Here is a 17,075-nt window from a genome sequence, read left to right as displayed (position 1 = left end):
CCGGGATGTATTCCCTCTTCGCATGTGGACATTCACTACCATGCTGACTGAACAGAAAATCCCACTAGGCCAGTACATCGCTGCCTTCGTCGATTGGTTGACCCAACACGGTGCCAACTACTTCGACGCAATCGCATCGACACTGGAAACGATGATCCACGGCGTGACGTTTGCGCTGACCTGGTTCAATCCGCTGGCATTGATCGGTCTGATTGCGCTGCTGGCTCACTTTATTCAACGTAAATGGGGACTGACGGTTTTTGTCATCGCCTCCTTCCTGCTGATCCTCAACCTGGGGTACTGGCAGGAAACCATGGAGACCCTGGCGCAGGTGCTGTTTGCCACCCTGGTCTGCGTGGTCATCGGTGTGCCGCTGGGCATTGTTGCCGCGCACAAACCGATGTTCTACACCATGATGCGGCCGGTGCTCGATCTGATGCAGACCGTACCGACCTTCGTCTACCTCATCCCTACCCTGACCCTCTTCGGGCTGGGTGTGGTGCCTGGGTTGATCTCCACGGTGGTATTCGCCATTGCCGCGCCGATCCGCCTGACCTACCTGGGTATCCGCGATGTACCGCAAGAGTTGATGGACGCCGGCAAGGCCTTTGGCTGCTCGCGCCGTCAGTTGCTCTCACGCATTGAACTGCCCCACGCCATGCCGAGCATTGCCGCCGGCATTACCCAATGCATCATGCTGTCGCTGTCGATGGTGGTGATCGCCGCGCTGGTAGGCGCCGATGGCCTCGGCAAGCCAGTGGTCAACGCGCTGAACACCGCCGACATCGCCCTGGGCTTTGAAGCGGGCCTGGCAATCGTGTTGCTGGCCATCATGCTCGACCGCATCTGCAAACAACCCGACGCCAAAGTAGGGGGTGATGCATGAGCATTATCCGATTCGACAATGTCGACGTGATCTTCTCCAAAGACCCACGCGAAGCACTCAAGCTGCTCGACCAGGGCATGCATCGCAACGAGATCCTGAAAAAGACCGGGCAGATTGTCGGCGTTGAAAAAGCCAGCCTGGATATCGAGAAAGGTGAAATCTGTGTGCTGATGGGCCTGTCGGGCTCCGGCAAATCGAGCTTGCTGCGTTGCATCAACGGCCTTAACACCGTGAGCCGTGGCCAGCTGTTTGTGGAGCATGAAGGTCGCCAGATCGACATCGCCTCCTGCACCCCTGCCGAGCTGAAAATGATGCGCACCAAGCGCATCGCCATGGTGTTCCAGAAGTTTGCCCTGATGCCTTGGCTGACGGTGCGTGAAAACATCAGTTTCGGCCTGGAAATGCAGGGTCGTCCGGAGAAAGAACGGCGCAAGCTGGTGGACGAGAAACTTGAGCTGGTGGGCCTGACCCAGTGGCGCAACAAGAAGCCGGACGAACTCTCCGGCGGTATGCAGCAGCGTGTTGGCCTGGCCCGTGCGTTGGCGATGGACGCCGATATTCTGCTGATGGACGAACCCTTCTCCGCCCTCGACCCGCTGATCCGCCAGGGCTTGCAGGACGAGTTGCTGGAACTGCAACGCAAGCTGAGCAAGACCATCGTGTTCGTGAGTCACGACCTCGACGAGGCGCTCAAGCTGGGCAGCCGCATCGCGATCATGAAAGACGGCAAGATCATTCAGTACAGCGTGCCGGAAGAGATCGTACTCAACCCCGCGGACGACTATGTGCGTACCTTCGTCGCCCACACCAACCCGCTGAACGTGCTGTGCGGCCGCAGCCTGATGCGCACGCTGGACAACTGCACGCGAGTGAACGGCTCGGTGTGCCTCGATCCAGGCGGTGACTCGTGGCTGGACCTGGCTGAGGGCAACACCATCCAGGGCGCCCGTCAGAATGGCGTGGTGATGAACCTGCAGAACTGGGCACCGGGGCAAGCAGTAGAAGGCCTGGGCCGGGTACCGACGCTGGTGGATTCGAATATCGGCATGCGTGATGCGCTGCAGATTCGTTACCAGACGGGGAACAAGTTGGTGCTGCATGACAACAACAAGGTGGTGGGGATCCTGGGCGACAGTGAGCTCTACCACGCCCTGCTGGGCAAAAACCTGGGCTAGCAAACACCGCAAATGCCATTGGAGAAACTGGGTCAAACATGTGGGAGGGGGCTTGCCCCCGATAGCGGTGGATCAGTAACAGATGAACTGACTGACACACTGCAATCGGGGGCAAGCCCCCTCCCACATTTTTTGCCTCAGTGGTGTCAGTGACAACACCACCGGGCTTTCAAAGCATCAGCTATAGACACGGCCAAGGAGCTGCCGATGGCTTTCAAACTGATCGAGCACGTCCCGGGTGATCTGTTCCTGGGCGAAGCCCATCAGGTCGTATTCCTGAGGCCCGTTGTGCAGGTACACCTCGGCACGGTAATAGCGGGTGCGCTCTTCTTCAGGCAGGTCGCTCGGCGCCGACGAGTAAGCATCCAGGCTCACTTCATAAACGAACGGGTTGCCCTCTTCCATCTCGATCCGCACACCGATGCAACGCTTGGACTTGCCCAACAGCGTCTGCACTTCCAACCCTTGCTCACGCAACGCGACCGCCGCCTCTTCCAGCGCTGGCGTGACGTGCTTGTCCATGAAGCGCTGCACAGTGCCCTGGCTCGGTTGCAGGTCGAGTGCCGTCAAACGCTCGCTGAAACCACGACGCCCGCGTTCAGCCAGTTGCGCCTGCTCCTGTTCGATCGCCGCGTCCTGGCGCATGGCCTTGTGCAGACCGAACATGAAGAAAATCAGCACCACCGAGAACGGCAGCCCCGCCAACACCACCATGGTTTGCATGGCTTCGAAGTTGCCGGCAAACAGCAGGCCGATGGTCACCAGGGTGATCACCACCGACCAGAAGATCCGCAGCCAGTGCGGCGCATCTTCATCCACGTTGCCGCCTTTGCAGGAAAGGTTGGCCATCATCACTGCGCCGGAATCCGCCGGGGTCAGGAACAGCACAAAGCCTACGAAGATCGACACACCAATGACGATTTTCGACGCTGGGTAGTGCTCCAGCAGTTGGTAGATGGCCATGGACGGTTGTTCCAGCGCCGTCTTGCCCAACTCCACCGCCCCTTGGTTCAGCACCAGGTCCAGCGCCGAGTTACCAAAGATCGACAGCCACGCCAGGGTAAAGCCCAGCGGGATCAGCAGCACGCCGGCCACCAGTTCACGCACCGTGCGACCACGGGAAATACGCGCGATGAACATACCTACAAATGGCGCCCAGGAAATCCACCAGGCCCAGTAGAACAGAGTCCACAGGCCCATCCAGCGCTCGGTTTTTTCACCGTCGCCTTCATACACATACAGGTCAAACGTCTTCAGCACGATGCCGTTGAGGTAATCACCGGTGTTCTGCACCAGGCCATTGAGCAGGTGCAGGGTCGGGCCGAACAGCAGCACGAAGATCAGCAAACCGCTGAACAGCACGATGTTGAGGTTGGACAGGCGACGAATGCCATTCTCCACACCCGACACGGCAGCGATGGTGGCGACGGTGCTCATCACGATGATCACGATGAGCAGGTTGGTGTTGCTGTGTTCCATGCCGAACAAGTTTTCCAACCCGGACGACACCTGCAACGAACCGATCCCCAGGTTGGTTACCAGGCCCAGCAGGGTCACGAACATGCCGAAACCGTCCACCGCGTGGCCCGCCGCGCCTTTGACCCAACGCTCGCCCATCAGCGGGTACAACGCCGAACGCAACGCCAGCGGCTGGTTATGGCGGTACGCAAAGTACGCCACGGCCAGGCCGACCAAGGCGTAGATCGCCCAGCCATGCAGGCCCCAGTGCAGGAAGGTCAGTTGCAACGCCTGGCGAGCGGCGCCATTGCTGGCGGCCGCGCCTTCAGGCGGGTTGAAGTAGTGATCCAACGGCTCCGAGGCGCCGAAGTACAGCAGCGAGATGCCGATGCCCGACGAGAACAACATGCCGGCCCAGGCGCCGTAGCTGAAGTCCGGGGTGTCGTCCTTGCTGCCCAGTTTCAACTTGCCGTAGGACGAAAACGCCAGGCCGACTACGAATACGAGATAGGCGGCGATGACCACCATGTAGTACCAGCCGAAGCTTTTGGAAAGCCACGCCTGGGCTACGCCGAGCATGCGCCCGGCCTCCTGCGGGGCGATTATCAGAATGGCAGTCAACAACAGAATCAGCGCGGTGGAGGTGTAGAACACCCAACCGTTGACCCGCACCTTTTCCGGCGGGGTCTTTATAAGAGAGGCAGAACTCATGGCGCAGATGCTCCGGGCAGTGCGAGAGAGAAACACAAGGCAACGGTTATCCCAGGCCATCGATTTTTCGGCAGTCGACGGACGGGTGTTATAAAGACACCCCGAAAATTCTTGCGCCCCGTCGATGCGGTGCCAGGCGCTTATGCGGCCTGTTTCAAGGGTTTCCCAGGTGTCAGATGTCGCCGCCCTCACGTAGGAAATACCTGTAGGCAGCGACCATTTGTCGCAGAGCTTATTCTTTGTTGATTGAACGTTCAATCAAAACAAAATAGACTGGCCTTCAAGTCGACGAACGTTCATCGCCCGTCGGCAGGCCTAAGGAGAGGTGCTACATGCCCAAGGTCGGTATGCAACCCATACGCCGCCAACAGTTGATCGAAGCCACGTTGACGGCCATCGATCAGGTCGGAATGGGAGATGCCAGCATTGCGCTGATCGCCCGTTTGGCCGGCGTTTCGAACGGCATCATCAGTCACTATTTCAAGGACAAGAACGGCCTTATTGCAGCGACGATGCGCTACCTGATGAACGCGCTGATTGAGAACGTCCACGAACGCAGGCTTGCGCTCACGGACGACAGCCCACGGGCACACCTTCAGGTGATCATCGAGGGCAACTTCGATGCCAGCCAGGTCAACGGCCCGGCAATGAAAACCTGGTTGGCCTTCTGGGCCACCAGCATGCACCACCCGTCATTGCACAGGTTGCAGCGGATCAACGATCAACGTCTGTATTCCAACCTGTGCTGCCAGTTCCGCCGAACGCTGCCGCTGCCGCATGCACGCAAAGCAGCCCGAGGCCTGGCGGCGTTGATCGACGGTTTGTGGTTGCGCGGCGCCCTGTCGGGAGACGCTTTCGACACGGCGCAAGCGCAACGGATCGCTTACGAATACATGGATTTCCAATTGGCCAAGCAGGTGAGTTAGAGCCCTTATAAACGCTCAACCCCTGAACGTCTGCCGCTCAGTGTTGCCACACCCTTATGGCCCACTTAGCGGCGGGTAACGCCAACCACTTATGCACTTGCGAGGACTTTATGGCCCGTTTCGACCTGCAAAAACTCTACATTGACGGCGGCTACAGCGACGCTGGCAGCGATGCCACCTTCGAAGCCATCAACCCGGCTAACGGTGAAGTTCTCGCCCAAGTGCAACGCGCAACGAAAGAAGACGTTGAACGTGCCGTGGTCAGCGCTGAAAAAGGCCAGAAAATCTGGGCCGCCATGACCGCCATGGAGCGTTCGCGCATCCTGCGTCGTGCTGTCGACATCCTGCGCGAGCGCAACGACGAGCTGGCCGCCCTGGAAACTCTGGACACCGGAAAATCCTTCTCCGAAACCAAGTACGTCGACATCGTCACCGGCGCTGACGTATTGGAATACTACGCAGGTCTGGTGCCTGCCATCGAAGGCGAGCAGATCCCACTGCGCGACACCTCGTTTGTCTACACCCGCCGCGAGCCGCTGGGCGTGGTCGCCGGTATCGGCGCGTGGAACTACCCGATCCAGATCGCCCTGTGGAAATCCGCACCGGCCCTGGCTGCCGGTAACGCAATGATCTTCAAGCCAAGCGAAGTCACTTCGCTGACCACCTTGAAACTGGCTGAGATCTACACCGAGGCTGGCGTTCCAGCTGGCGTGTTCAACGTACTGACTGGCAGCGGCCGTGAAGTCGGCACCTGGCTGACCGAGCACCCACGCATCGAGAAAGTCTCGTTCACCGGCGGCACCGACACCGGCAAGAAAGTCATGGCCAGCGCGTCGAGCTCTTCGCTCAAAGAAGTGACCATGGAACTGGGCGGCAAGTCGCCGCTGATCGTGTTCGAAGACGCCGACCTGGATCGTGCGGCCGACATCGCGATGATGGCCAACTTCTACAGCTCCGGTCAGGTCTGCACCAACGGCACTCGCGTGTTCGTGCCTAAGCACCTGCAAGCGGCGTTCGAAGCCAAGATCGTTGAGCGTGTTGCGCGCATCCGCGTTGGCGACCCGCAAGACGACAACACCAACTTCGGTCCGCTGGTCAGCTTCGCCCACATGGAAAGCGTGCTGGGCTACATCGTCAAAGGCAAAGAACAAGGCGCCCGCCTGCTGTGCGGCGGCGACCGCCTGACCGACGGCGACTTCGCCAAAGGCGCATTCGTGGCACCGACTGTCTTCACCGACTGCACCGACGACATGGTGATCGTGCGTGAAGAAATCTTCGGCCCGGTGATGAGCATCCTCACCTACGAAACCGAAGAAGAAGTGATCCGCCGCGCCAACGACACCGACTTCGGTCTGGCCGCCGGCCTGGTCACCAAAGACCTGAACCGCGCTCACCGCGTGATTCATCAACTGGAAGCGGGTATCTGCTGGATCAACGCTTGGGGCGAGTCCGACGCAAAAATGCCGGTCGGCGGCTACAAGCAATCGGGTGTTGGCCGTGAGAACGGCATCAGCTCGCTGAATAACTTCACCCGCATCAAATCGGTACAGGTTGAGCTGGGCGATTACGCCTCGGTGTTCTAAGACCCGAGCCTTGCGTTGCCTTTGAGGCCGCCATCGGGGGCAAGCCCCCTCCCACCTTTGACGGTGTAACCCGATCACATGTGGGAGGGGGCTTGCCCCCCGATGAGGCCCGACCTGACCACACATCAAAGAGGGTGCATTTATGTCCCAAGAATACGACTACATCATTGTGGGTGCCGGCTCCGCCGGTAATACCCTGGCGACCCGTCTGACCGAAGACGAAGGCGTCACCGTCCTGCTGCTGGAAGCCGGCGGCCCCGACTACCGCCTCGACTTCCGTACCCAAATGCCCGCCGCCCTGGCATTCCCACTGCAAGGCCGCCGCTACAACTGGGCCTACGAGACCGATCCAGAGCCACACATGGACGGCCGTCGGATGGAATGCGGTCGCGGCAAGGGCCTGGGTGGCTCTTCGCTGATCAACGGCATGTGCTACATCCGCGGCAACGCCATGGACTACGACAATTGGTCGAAGCTGCCAGGTCTGGAAGACTGGAGCTACCTCGATTGCCTGCCGTATTTCCGCAAGGCTGAAACCCGCGACATCGGCCCGAACGACTGGCATGGCGGCGATGGCCCGGTCAGCGTGACCACGCCTAAAGCCGGCAATAACCCGCTGTTCCACGCCATGGTTGAAGCGGGCGTGCAGGCCGGTTACCCGCGTACCGAAGACTTGAACGGCTACCAGCAGGAAGGCTTCGGCCCGATGGACCGTACCGTCACGCCTAACGGCCGTCGCGCCAGTACCGCGCGTGGTTACCTGGACACGGCCAAGAAGCGTTCGACCCTGACCATCGTCACCCACGCCCTCACCGACAAAGTCTTGTTCGAAGGCAAGCGTGCCGTTGGCGTGCGTTACCTGATCGGTGCCGCCGAAGAGCGCGTTGAAGCCCGTGCGCGTAAAGAAGTGCTGGTGTGCAGCGGCGCAATCGCTTCGCCGCAACTGCTGCAACGCTCCGGCGTGGGCCCGGCCAAATTGCTGGAAAGCCTCGACATCCCGGTGGTCCATGACCTGCCTGGCGTCGGCGAAAACCTGCAGGACCACCTTGAGCTGTACCTGCAATATGCGTGCACTCAGCCGGTGTCGCTGTACCCGTCGCTGCTCTGGTACAACCAGCCGGCCATCGGTGCCGAATGGCTGTTCAACGGCACCGGTATCGGCGCCAGCAACCAGTTCGAAGCGGGCGGTTTTATCCGTACCCGTGAAGAATTCGAATGGCCGAACATCCAGTACCACTTCCTGCCGGTAGCGATTAACTACAACGGCAGCAACGGTGTGAAAGAGCACGGTTTCCAGGCACACATGGGCTCCATGCGCTCGCCGAGCCGTGGCCGCGTACAACTGAAGTCGAAGAACCCACGGGACTACCCGAGCATCCTCTTCAACTACATGGCCACCGAACAGGACTGGCAGGAATTCCGCGACGGCATTCGCCTGACCCGTGAAATCATGCAGCAGCCGGCCCTCGATCAATACCGTGGCCGCGAAATCAGCCCGGGCATCGACGTGCAAACCGATGAGCAGTTGGACAAGTTCATCCGCGAGCACGCCGAAACCGCGTTCCACCCGTCCTGCTCGTGCAAGATGGGCACCGACGAAATGGCCGTGGTGGATGGCGAAGGTCGCGTGCATGGCATGCAAGGTCTGCGTGTGGTCGATGCCTCGATCATGCCGATCATCACCACCGGTAACCTGAACGCGCCGACGATCATGATCGCCGAGAAAATCGCCGACAAGATCCGTGGTCGCCAGCCGCTGCCGCGCAGCACGGCGGATTACTACGTGGCAGGCGATGCGCCGGTGCGTGGCAAGCCGTTGCGTGAAGTGGGGCCGACTGTGCAGTAACTGATTCACTGCGGTGCCTTCATCGGGGGCAAGCCCCCTCCCACATTTGAATGTATTCACAAATCAAATGTGGGAGAGGGCTTGCCCCCGCTAGGGCCCTATCAGGCACTGCAAACCTTACCTCTACACTTTCCTTGATCAGCCCCCAGCCCAGGCCTACTCTGTTTGCCTGCCCGCGCTGAGCTGCCCACAAGGAAGGCCCCATGTTCGAACACCACGCCACACTCAAACGGCATTTCAGTGCCCTGCGCACTACCGCCGATTTCTTCTCCCTACGCTACGTTCGCGAATCCGGCCAGTACCTGTCGGTGCGCAAGAACGTCGCCGAACCGCCACACTTGAGCAACGACGAAGGCGCCATGCTCACCGTGCGTCTCAACGGTGTCGAAGCCTACGCCGCGACCAACGACATTTCCCTTGCCGGCCTGCAAGCCGCCCTTGAGCGCGCCGAACAGCAAGCCCGGCAAATCAAGCCTCACGCCCTGCTGGATGTGCGCGACCAACACGTCTCCAGCGACATCGCCGACTATCTGTCGCCTGACCTCGACCAGCCCTTCCCGTCCCTTAGTGACTGCTATCACCTGCTTGGCGACGAATCGGCCGCCGTGCCCAAGGACGAGCGCCTGGTCAGTTGGGATGTCAGCCTGGGTCTGACCCACGTCGAGCAGATCTACCTCAATACTGCAGGCGCCGAGCTGCGCCAGGCCCAGCGTTTTGTGTTCCCTGGCGTCAACGTTACAGCCTTTGACGGCAACGACAGCCAGACCCGCACCCTCGGCGGCACCAACTTTGGCCAACAAGGCGGCTTTGAGGTGATCAACCGTTTCGGCCTGGTCGGCGCGGCCCCGCGCATTGCCGACGAAGCCCTGCAACTGCTGCTGGCGCCGAACACGCCCCAAGGCCCGCGCGACCTGCTGCTGATGCCTGACCAGATGATCCTGCAGATCCACGAGTCCATCGGCCACCCGCTGGAACTGGACCGTATTCTCGGCGATGAGCGCAACTACGCCGGCACCAGTTTTGTGAAGGCCAGCGACTTTGGCCACCTGCAATACGGCTCCAAGCTGCTCAATGTGACGTTCGACCCGAACATTCCCGAGCAGCTCGCCAGCTACAGCCATGACGACGACGGCACCGCCGCCAGCAAGCAATTCCTGATACGCGAAGGGCTGTTGATCAAGCCGCTGGGTGGGGCACTGTCGCAATTTCGATCCGGCATGAGCGGCGTAGCCAACAGCCGCGCCAGCAGTTGGAACCGCGCGCCGATCGACCGCATGGCCAACCTGAATATCGAAGCCGGCGACAAGAGCGTGGCGCAACTGATTGGCGGCATCGAAAACGGCATCCTGATGTCGACTAACCGTTCATGGTCCATCGATGATGCGCGCAACAAATTCCAGTTCGGCTGCGAATGGGGCCAGTTGATTGAAAACGGTGAGCTCAAGGGCGTGGTGAAGAACCCCAACTACCGAGCTATTTCCGCGCAGTTCTGGCGCAAGCTCAGCGCCGTGGGTGACGCCAGCACCACCAAGGTGCTGGGCACGCCGAACTGCGGCAAGGGCGAACCCAACCAGGTGATCCGTGTCGGCCACGCCTCACCCGCGTGTGTGTTCAGCAACATTGACGTATTTGGGGGAGATGCCTGATGAATACCTTCAAGGCATTGGTGGAGTGGCTCAAGCAGGCCATCACCGAAAAGGAACAATTTCACCTGAGCTATGCGGCCGAGGCGTCCGAGTTCGTGCGGTTCAACCACGCCAAGGTGCGCCAGGCCGGACAAGTGCAACAGGCCAGCCTCAACCTGAAACTGATCAACGATGGCCGCCACGCCGACCTCGCTATCACCCTGGCTGGCACGCCTGAACTGGACCGCCAGCGCCTCGCCGATGGCCTGCAACAACTGCGCGAAACCTTGCCGTTGCTGCCCCATGACCCGTATCTGTTGCTCAACCACGATGCCTGGCACAGCCACAACGAACAGGCCCAGCCGCTGCCCGATCTGGCCCTCGTGCTGGAGGACATCAGCCAGGCTACTGACGGCGTGGACTTGGTTGGCATCTACGCCGCCGGGCCGATCAGCCGTGGCTTTGCCAGTTCCGATGGGGCATTCGGCTGGCACCAGGCCAATAGCTTCAACTTCGACTTCAGCCTGTTCCATGCCAACGGCGAAGCGGTAAAGGCCAACTATGCCGGGCACACTTGGGACAGCGCCGAGTTCGCCCGCCGCTTGCAACAGGCCCGCAACCAGCTTGAGTTCCTCGGTCGACCGTTGCACACCCTGGCGCCCGGGCAGTATCGCGCCTACCTCGCCCCGGCGGCGCTGGAAGAAATCATCAGCATCATCACTTGGGGTGGTTTCTCCGCACAGGCCATCGCCAGCAAAGGCAGCTCACTGCAAAAGCTGTACGCGGGCGAGCAACACCTCAGCCCGCTGGTAACAGTGAACGAACACGTCAGCGGCTCCCTGAGCCAGGCGTTTTCCAGCGAGGGCTACCCGCGCGGCGATGTCACGTTGATCAACGCGGGCAAGGCCGAAGGCCAACTGGTGAACTCGCGCAGTGCCGCCGAATATGGTCTCAGCACCAACGGCGCCAGCAGCGACGAATCCCCCAGTGCCTTGCAGATGGCAGCGGGCAGCCTGGCCGAAGCTGACATCCTCAAACAACTCGGCACCGGGCTGTACATCAGCAACCTGTGGTACCTGAACTATTCAGACCTGCCCGCCGCCCGCCTCACCGGCATGACGCGCTTCGCCACGTTCTGGGTGGAAGACGGCGAGATCAAGGCGCCGGTCAGCACCATGCGGTTTGATGACAGCGTCTACAGCCTGCTCGGCTCGCAGTTGGAAGCCCTCACCGCTGAGCGCGAGTTGCTGCTGTCGGCCAGCACCTACGGACAGCGCAACACTGCATCCAACCTGTTGCCGGGGGCCTTGGTAAAACGCCTGACCCTGACTCTCTAAACATCAAATGCCTGTGGGAGGAGCCCCTCCCACAGTGTTTTGTGCTGATTTCAGACATCCCGGTTTCAGCCCTTCCTACCGTAAATTCTCTTCCTGTCCGTTTGCACGGGCGGCCTGTTGTCGCCTGCAAAAAACCTCGCTATAACAGCTAGTGGCATACCGCCACATACTGGAAGTACTGCGATGAACCATGGAAGTTTCGTCATACAAAAGTTGTTCAAACACTACAACGTTCACATGGAGCAACTGGGTCACGACCCGCAAAAGAAAACGGTACTGATGGTCAATGGCGCGCTCTCCACCACCCGCTCCTTCGCCCGCACCAGCAAATGCCTGGCCGAGCATTTCAATGTGCTGCTCTTCGATTTGCCATTCTCCGGCTATTCCCGCGAGCACAACACCGACCTGGACCTAGTGACCAAGGACGACGAAGTGCAGATGCTGCGCGCCCTGGTGGAGCGCTTCGAGGTCAACCACCTGGTATCGGCCTCCTGGGGTGGCATCTCCACGCTGCTGACCCTCGCGCACAACCCGCCGTCCATCGAAAGCTCGGTGGTGATGGCCCTGGCGCCCAACCTCAACCAACCCATGCTCGACTACGTGGAGCGCGTGCGCGTGCTGATCGAGGCCGATGACAAATCCGCTGTCGGCCACTTGCTCAACGAGACGGTCGGCAAATACCTCTCGCCCCGGCTCAAACGAAATAACCACCGTCACCTGTCGACCATGGCCACCACCGAGTACCGCCAGGCGCGCTTCCATATCCATCAGGTACTCGGTCTGGGTGACGGCAACTACCTGCCAGCACTGCGGCAGATTGAAACGCCGGTGCATTTCCTCAACGGCGCCCTGGACGAATACACCCCGGCCGCCGAAGCCCAGCTATTCAAGCATTACGTGGCCCGCAGCAGCTTTGCAGTGGCCGAGCACACCGGTCATTTGCTTGATCTGGAGTCCCGCGAGGCCGCGTTATCGGTGCACCGCGCGCTGCTGAATTTTTTGGTGGGCGAGCACGCGGTGTTGTCGGACTTAGACGAACCGCCAGTGGGAAAAAGCGCGACGAATGGCGCATAATCGCCAACACATAGCCTGCTAACAAAAGGGTTCCCATGCCGAATCGCGTCCCGCTCGATGACAAGACCGCCCGCTGGCTCCCCTGGGTGGTGGCGATTGCCTTCTTCATGCAGTCGCTGGACGGGACGATTCTGAATACGGCGCTGCCGGCAATGGCGCGGGACCTCGCCGAGAACCCGCTGCGTATGCAAGGTGTGGTGATCGCCTACATGCTCACCGTCGCCCTGCTGATCCCGGCGTCCGGCTGGATTGCCGACCGCTTCGGCACTAAGAAAATCTTCTTTGGCGCGATCATGCTGTTCAGCATCGGCTCTTTGCTGTGCGCCTTGTCCAGCAGCCTGACCATGCTGGTGGGTGCGCGGGTGATCCAAGGCTTGGGCGGCGCGCTGATGCTGCCGGTCGGAAGGCTGGTCGTTCTCCGTGCTTACCCGCGCTCCGAGCTCGTGCGGATCATGGGCTTCATCACCATTCCTGGCCTGCTCGGCCCATTGCTCGGCCCGACCATGGGCGGCTGGATGGTGCAATACCTGACGTGGCACTGGATCTTCCTGATCAACCTGCCGGTGGGCATGATCGGCTGCTACGCCGTGTGGAAATTCATCCCCGACCTGCGCGGCAGCGAGCGCACACGCTTTGATGGCCTCGGCTTTTTGCTGTTCGGCGCGGCGATGGTGTTGATCACCATCGCTATGGAAGGCCTGGGCGAACTGCACCTTCCGCACCTGCGGGTGATGTTGCTGCTGTTCGGCGGGCTGGCGTGCCTGGCGGCGTATTGGCTGCGGGCCGGGTATATCGACAATGCGCTGTTCTCGCCGGTGCTGTTCAAGACGCGCACGTTTGCGGTGGGCATTCTGGGTAACCTGTTCGCCCGCTTGGGCAGCGGCGCGCTGCCGTTCCTGGTGCCGCTGTTGTTGCAGGTAGCGCTGGGTTATTCGCCATCGCAAGCCGGTATGAGCATGCTGCCACTGGCGGCGGCGGCGATGTTTGCCAAGTCTGTGGCGCGTCCGTTGATCGAGCGCCTGGGTTATCGCATCGTGCTCACCGGCAATACCCTGGCACTGGGGATGATGCTCGCCAGCATGGGTCTGGTTACGGAACAGACGCCCTACCCTTTGCTGCTGGGCATGCTCGCGGTGCTGGGGGCGATCAACTCCCTGCAATTCACCGCCATGAACACCGTGACCCTGATCGACCTCGACGACGCTCAGGCCAGCAGCGGCAACAGTTTGCTTTCGGTGGTGGCGCAACTGTCTCTGAGCCTGGGCGTGGCCTGCGCCGGTGCGCTGCTCGGCGGCTTCACTGCCGAATCGGGCAATGATGGCGTGGAAAGTGTGCTGGGCGCCTTCCAGTTGACCTTCCTCACCGTGGGCATCATGGCGATGCTGGCGGCGGCGATCTTCCTGCAACTGTCGCCAACAGACGGCAAACGGGTGGTCAACCCAGACCAACATATCGAGCATTAAGCGGCGTCTCGTCTAGAACTTGCGGGGAAATTCCCACAGGGCTGGTACACTGCGCGACATTTTGTTTTGCAGAGCCAGTCCCGTGACTACCATCGCCACCGCTTTTAATACTTTGCCCCTGTCCGCCGCCATGCTGGCTAACCTCGACTCGCTGGGTTATGTCGAGATGACGCAGATCCAGGCGCAAAGCTTGCCGGTGATCCTCAAAGGGCTGGACCTGATTGCCCAGGCCAAGACCGGCAGCGGCAAGACCGCTGCATTCGGTATCGGCCTGTTGAACCCGATCAACCCGCGCTACTTCGGCTGCCAGGCGCTGGTGATGTGCCCGACGCGTGAACTGGCCGACCAGGTCGCTAAGGAAATCCGTCGCCTGGCCCGCGCCGAAGACAACATCAAGGTCCTGACCCTGTGCGGCGGCGTGTCCCTCGGTCCGCAGATCGCCTCCCTTGAGCACGGCGCCCACGTGATCGTCGGCACCCCGGGCCGCATCCAGCAACACCTGCGCAAAGGTTCGCTGGTGCTGGACGGCTTGAACACCCTGATCCTCGACGAAGCCGACCGCATGCTCGACATGGGCTTCTACGACGCGATCGAAGACATCATCAGCAAGACCCCACCACGCCGCCAAACCCTGCTGTTCTCGGCCACCTACCCGGTGAGCATCAAGCAGCTGGCCTCGAAGTTCATGCGCGCGCCGCAGCAAGTGAAAGCCGAAGCGTTCCACTCCGACGACCAGATCGAGCAGCGTTTCTACGAGATCTCCCCGGAAGAACGCATGGACGCCGTGACCAAGGTGCTGGCGCATTTCCGCCCGGCTTCCTGCGTGGCGTTCTGCTTCACCAAGCAGCAAGTACAGGAAACCGTCGACCACCTGACGTCCAAGGGCATTTCCGCCGTTGGCCTGCATGGCGACCTGGAACAGCGCGACCGTGACCAGGTGCTGGCGATGTTCGCCAACCGCAGCACCTCGGTGCTGGTCGCCACCGACGTCGCCGCCCGTGGCCTGGACATTGACGCGCTGGACATGGTGATCAACGTCGAACTGGCTCGCGACTCGGAAATCCACATCCACCGCGTGGGCCGTACCGGTCGTGCGGGCGAGACCGGCATCGCAATCAGCCTGGTGGCGCCGTCCGAAGCGCACCGCGCCCAGGCCATCGAGCAACTGCAGAAGTCGCCGCTGAACTGGGACCAACTGGACAACCTCAAGCCGCAAAGCGGCGGTCCGTTGCTGCCAGTGATGAGCACCCTGTGCATCGCCGCAGGCCGTAAAGACAAAGTGCGTCCGGGCGACATCCTCGGCGCACTGACCGGCGAAGCCGGCATCCCGGGTGCCCAGGTCGGCAAGATCGCGATCTTTGACTTCCAGGCCTTTGTGGCTGTTGAGCGCGGAATCGCCAAGCAAGCGTTGCAGCGTTTGAATGACGGCAAGATCAAAGGCCGTTCGTTGCGCGTTCGGATCCTGTAACACGATCTCCGCACCAATGGAGATCCAATGTGGAGGGGGCTTGCCCCCGATTGCAGTGTGTCAGTCAGTACATCTGTCACTGATACACCGCCATCGGGGGCAAGCCCCCTCCCACATTTGACTGCATTCCAAATCAGAATTTGTATGAGGACACCGTTTTGCGCTCGACCGAAGTTGTGATCATTGGCGCCGGCGCCGCAGGCTTGATGTGCGCACTGACCGCCGCCGGGCGCGGGCGCAAGGTGATGCTGATCGACCATGCGAATAAGGCCGGCAAGAAGATCCTGATGTCCGGCGGTGGCCGCTGCAATTTCACCAATATGTACACCGAGCCGGCCAACTTCCTCTCGCACAACGCGCACTTCTGCAAATCCGCCCTGGCCCGCTACACCCAGTGGGACTTTATCGGGCTGGTGGCCAAGCACGGCGTGCCATATCACGAGAAGAAGCTGGGCCAGTTGTTCTGCGATAACAAGTCCAGCGACATCCTCGGCATGCTGCTCGACGAATGCATCCAGACCGGCGTGAGCATGCACTTGGACACGTCGATCCAGGAGATTGCCAAGGTCGACGGCGGCTACCAGTTGCAAACCACGCTGGGTGAGTTGCGCTGCGAATCCCTGGTGATCGCCACCGGCGGCTTGTCGATTCCGACCCTGGGCGCCACCGGTTTTGGTTATCAAGTGGCCAAGCAATTCGGTCACGAACTGCTGCCAACCCGCGCCGGGCTGGTGCCGTTCACCATCACTGATCAGCTCAAGGACTTGTGCGGCGAGTTGTCCGGCACCTCAGTGGACTGTCTGGTCAGCTGCAACGACCAGAGCTTTCGCGAGAACATTCTGTTTACCCACCGTGGCCTGAGCGGTCCGGCGATCTTGCAGATTTCCTCCTATTGGGAATCCGGCGACACCGTGGAAATCAACCTACTGCCCGACCACGACGCCCACACCTGGCTGCAACAGCAACAGGTCGAGCGCCCCAACAGCGAGCTGAAAACCCTGCTGGGTGAGATCTTCACCAAGAAGATGGCCAACCTGCTGGCGGACACCTGGTTTGCGTCCAAGCCGATGAAGCAGTACACCCACGCCGAAATCGCCGACATCGCGCAGAAGCTGGGGAGCTGGCAGCTGGTGCCGGCGGGCACCGAGGGCTATCGCACCGCCGAGGTGACGTTGGGTGGGGTGGACACGCGGGAAGTCTCGTCCAAAACCATGGAATCGCTGAAAAGCCCTGGCTTGTACTTTATTGGGGAAGTGCTGGACGTGACCGGCCATCTGGGCGGATTTAACTTCCAGTGGGCGTGGGCCTCCGGTTACGCGGCCGCGCAGTTTGTTTGACGCGACGCAGAAAAAAATATGGGAGGGGGCTTGCCCCCGATAGCGGTGTATCAGTCACCGATATTCTGGCTGACACACTGCAATCGGGGGCAAGTCCCCTCCCACATTTTGATTTGAGGGGTGCCTGCGAATAATTTGTTGTCAGATGTGATCACCACCCTTGCCGTGGCGTCACTGATGGCTCAA

Annotated in this window: 12 protein-coding genes; 11 read left to right on the top strand and 1 reads right to left on the bottom strand. The window is 60.7% G+C overall.

The annotated features are described in order from the left end of the window. Positions 1-40: 40 nt before the first annotated feature. Positions 41-886 carry a choline ABC transporter permease subunit gene (gene choW / locus AB4N82_RS12160; protein ID WP_003194913.1) on the top strand — a complete coding sequence of 282 codons (846 nt, stop codon included), beginning with the start codon at positions 41-43 and terminating at the stop codon, positions 884-886. After that, a complete protein-coding gene (choV, locus tag AB4N82_RS12155) occupies positions 883-2,061 on the top strand; it encodes a choline ABC transporter ATP-binding protein (RefSeq protein ID WP_122754259.1) in 1,179 nt (392 codons plus the stop codon). Before choW ends, choV begins: the two co-directional genes overlap by 4 nt. A 177-nt stretch (positions 2,062-2,238) precedes the next feature. Here choV and AB4N82_RS12150 read toward each other — a convergent pair whose 3' ends face one another. Continuing rightward, a complete protein-coding gene (locus AB4N82_RS12150) occupies positions 2,239-4,173 on the bottom strand; it encodes a BCCT family transporter (protein ID WP_233897097.1) in 1,935 nt (644 codons plus the stop codon). A 389-nt stretch (positions 4,174-4,562) separates the two neighbouring features. Here AB4N82_RS12150 and betI point away from each other — a divergent pair, with 389 nt between their 5' ends. From betI to AB4N82_RS12105, 9 genes are all read left to right on the top strand, one after another. After that, positions 4,563-5,156: a transcriptional regulator BetI gene (betI, locus tag AB4N82_RS12145; RefSeq protein WP_032884029.1), complete on the top strand. Its 594-nt coding sequence runs from the start codon at positions 4,563-4,565 to the stop codon at positions 5,154-5,156. A gap of 110 nt (positions 5,157-5,266) precedes the next feature. After that, the gene (gene betB / locus AB4N82_RS12140; protein WP_122763910.1) at positions 5,267-6,739 is read left to right on the top strand and encodes a betaine-aldehyde dehydrogenase; all 1,473 of its coding nucleotides are present in this window, start codon (positions 5,267-5,269) and stop codon (positions 6,737-6,739) included. Between the two features lie 142 nt (positions 6,740-6,881). Beyond that, positions 6,882-8,585, top strand: coding sequence for a choline dehydrogenase (betA, locus tag AB4N82_RS12135; protein ID WP_122763911.1), 1,704 nt, complete (start codon positions 6,882-6,884; stop codon positions 8,583-8,585). 203 nt (positions 8,586-8,788) lie between these two features. Then, positions 8,789-10,231: a TldD/PmbA family protein gene (locus AB4N82_RS12130; RefSeq protein WP_122763912.1), complete on the top strand. Its 1,443-nt coding sequence runs from the start codon at positions 8,789-8,791 to the stop codon at positions 10,229-10,231. Further along, positions 10,231-11,547: a TldD/PmbA family protein gene (locus AB4N82_RS12125; protein ID WP_122763913.1), complete on the top strand. Its 1,317-nt coding sequence runs from the start codon at positions 10,231-10,233 to the stop codon at positions 11,545-11,547. Before AB4N82_RS12130 ends, AB4N82_RS12125 begins: the two co-directional genes overlap by 1 nt. A gap of 183 nt (positions 11,548-11,730) precedes the next feature. Then, entirely contained in the window at positions 11,731-12,621 is an 891-nt protein-coding gene (locus AB4N82_RS12120; protein ID WP_032884035.1) for an alpha/beta fold hydrolase, read from the top strand. A gap of 35 nt (positions 12,622-12,656) precedes the next feature. Continuing rightward, a complete protein-coding gene (gene mdtD, locus AB4N82_RS12115) occupies positions 12,657-14,084 on the top strand; it encodes a multidrug transporter subunit MdtD (RefSeq protein ID WP_460104963.1) in 1,428 nt (475 codons plus the stop codon). Between the two features lie 130 nt (positions 14,085-14,214). Next, a complete protein-coding gene (gene dbpA, locus AB4N82_RS12110; RefSeq protein WP_233897098.1) occupies positions 14,215-15,552 on the top strand; it encodes an ATP-dependent RNA helicase DbpA in 1,338 nt (445 codons plus the stop codon). Between the two features lie 158 nt (positions 15,553-15,710). Next, positions 15,711-16,889, top strand: a complete 1,179-nt coding sequence (locus tag AB4N82_RS12105; protein ID WP_032884038.1) for a BaiN/RdsA family NAD(P)/FAD-dependent oxidoreductase — start codon at positions 15,711-15,713, stop codon at positions 16,887-16,889. The last annotated feature ends 186 nt before the right edge of the window (positions 16,890-17,075 follow it).

It is taken from the genome of Pseudomonas sp. H1_D04 (assembly GCF_054683855.1).
The sequence above is the reverse complement of the archived record's forward strand: the minus strand, read 5'-3'. Positions and strand labels throughout refer to the sequence as shown.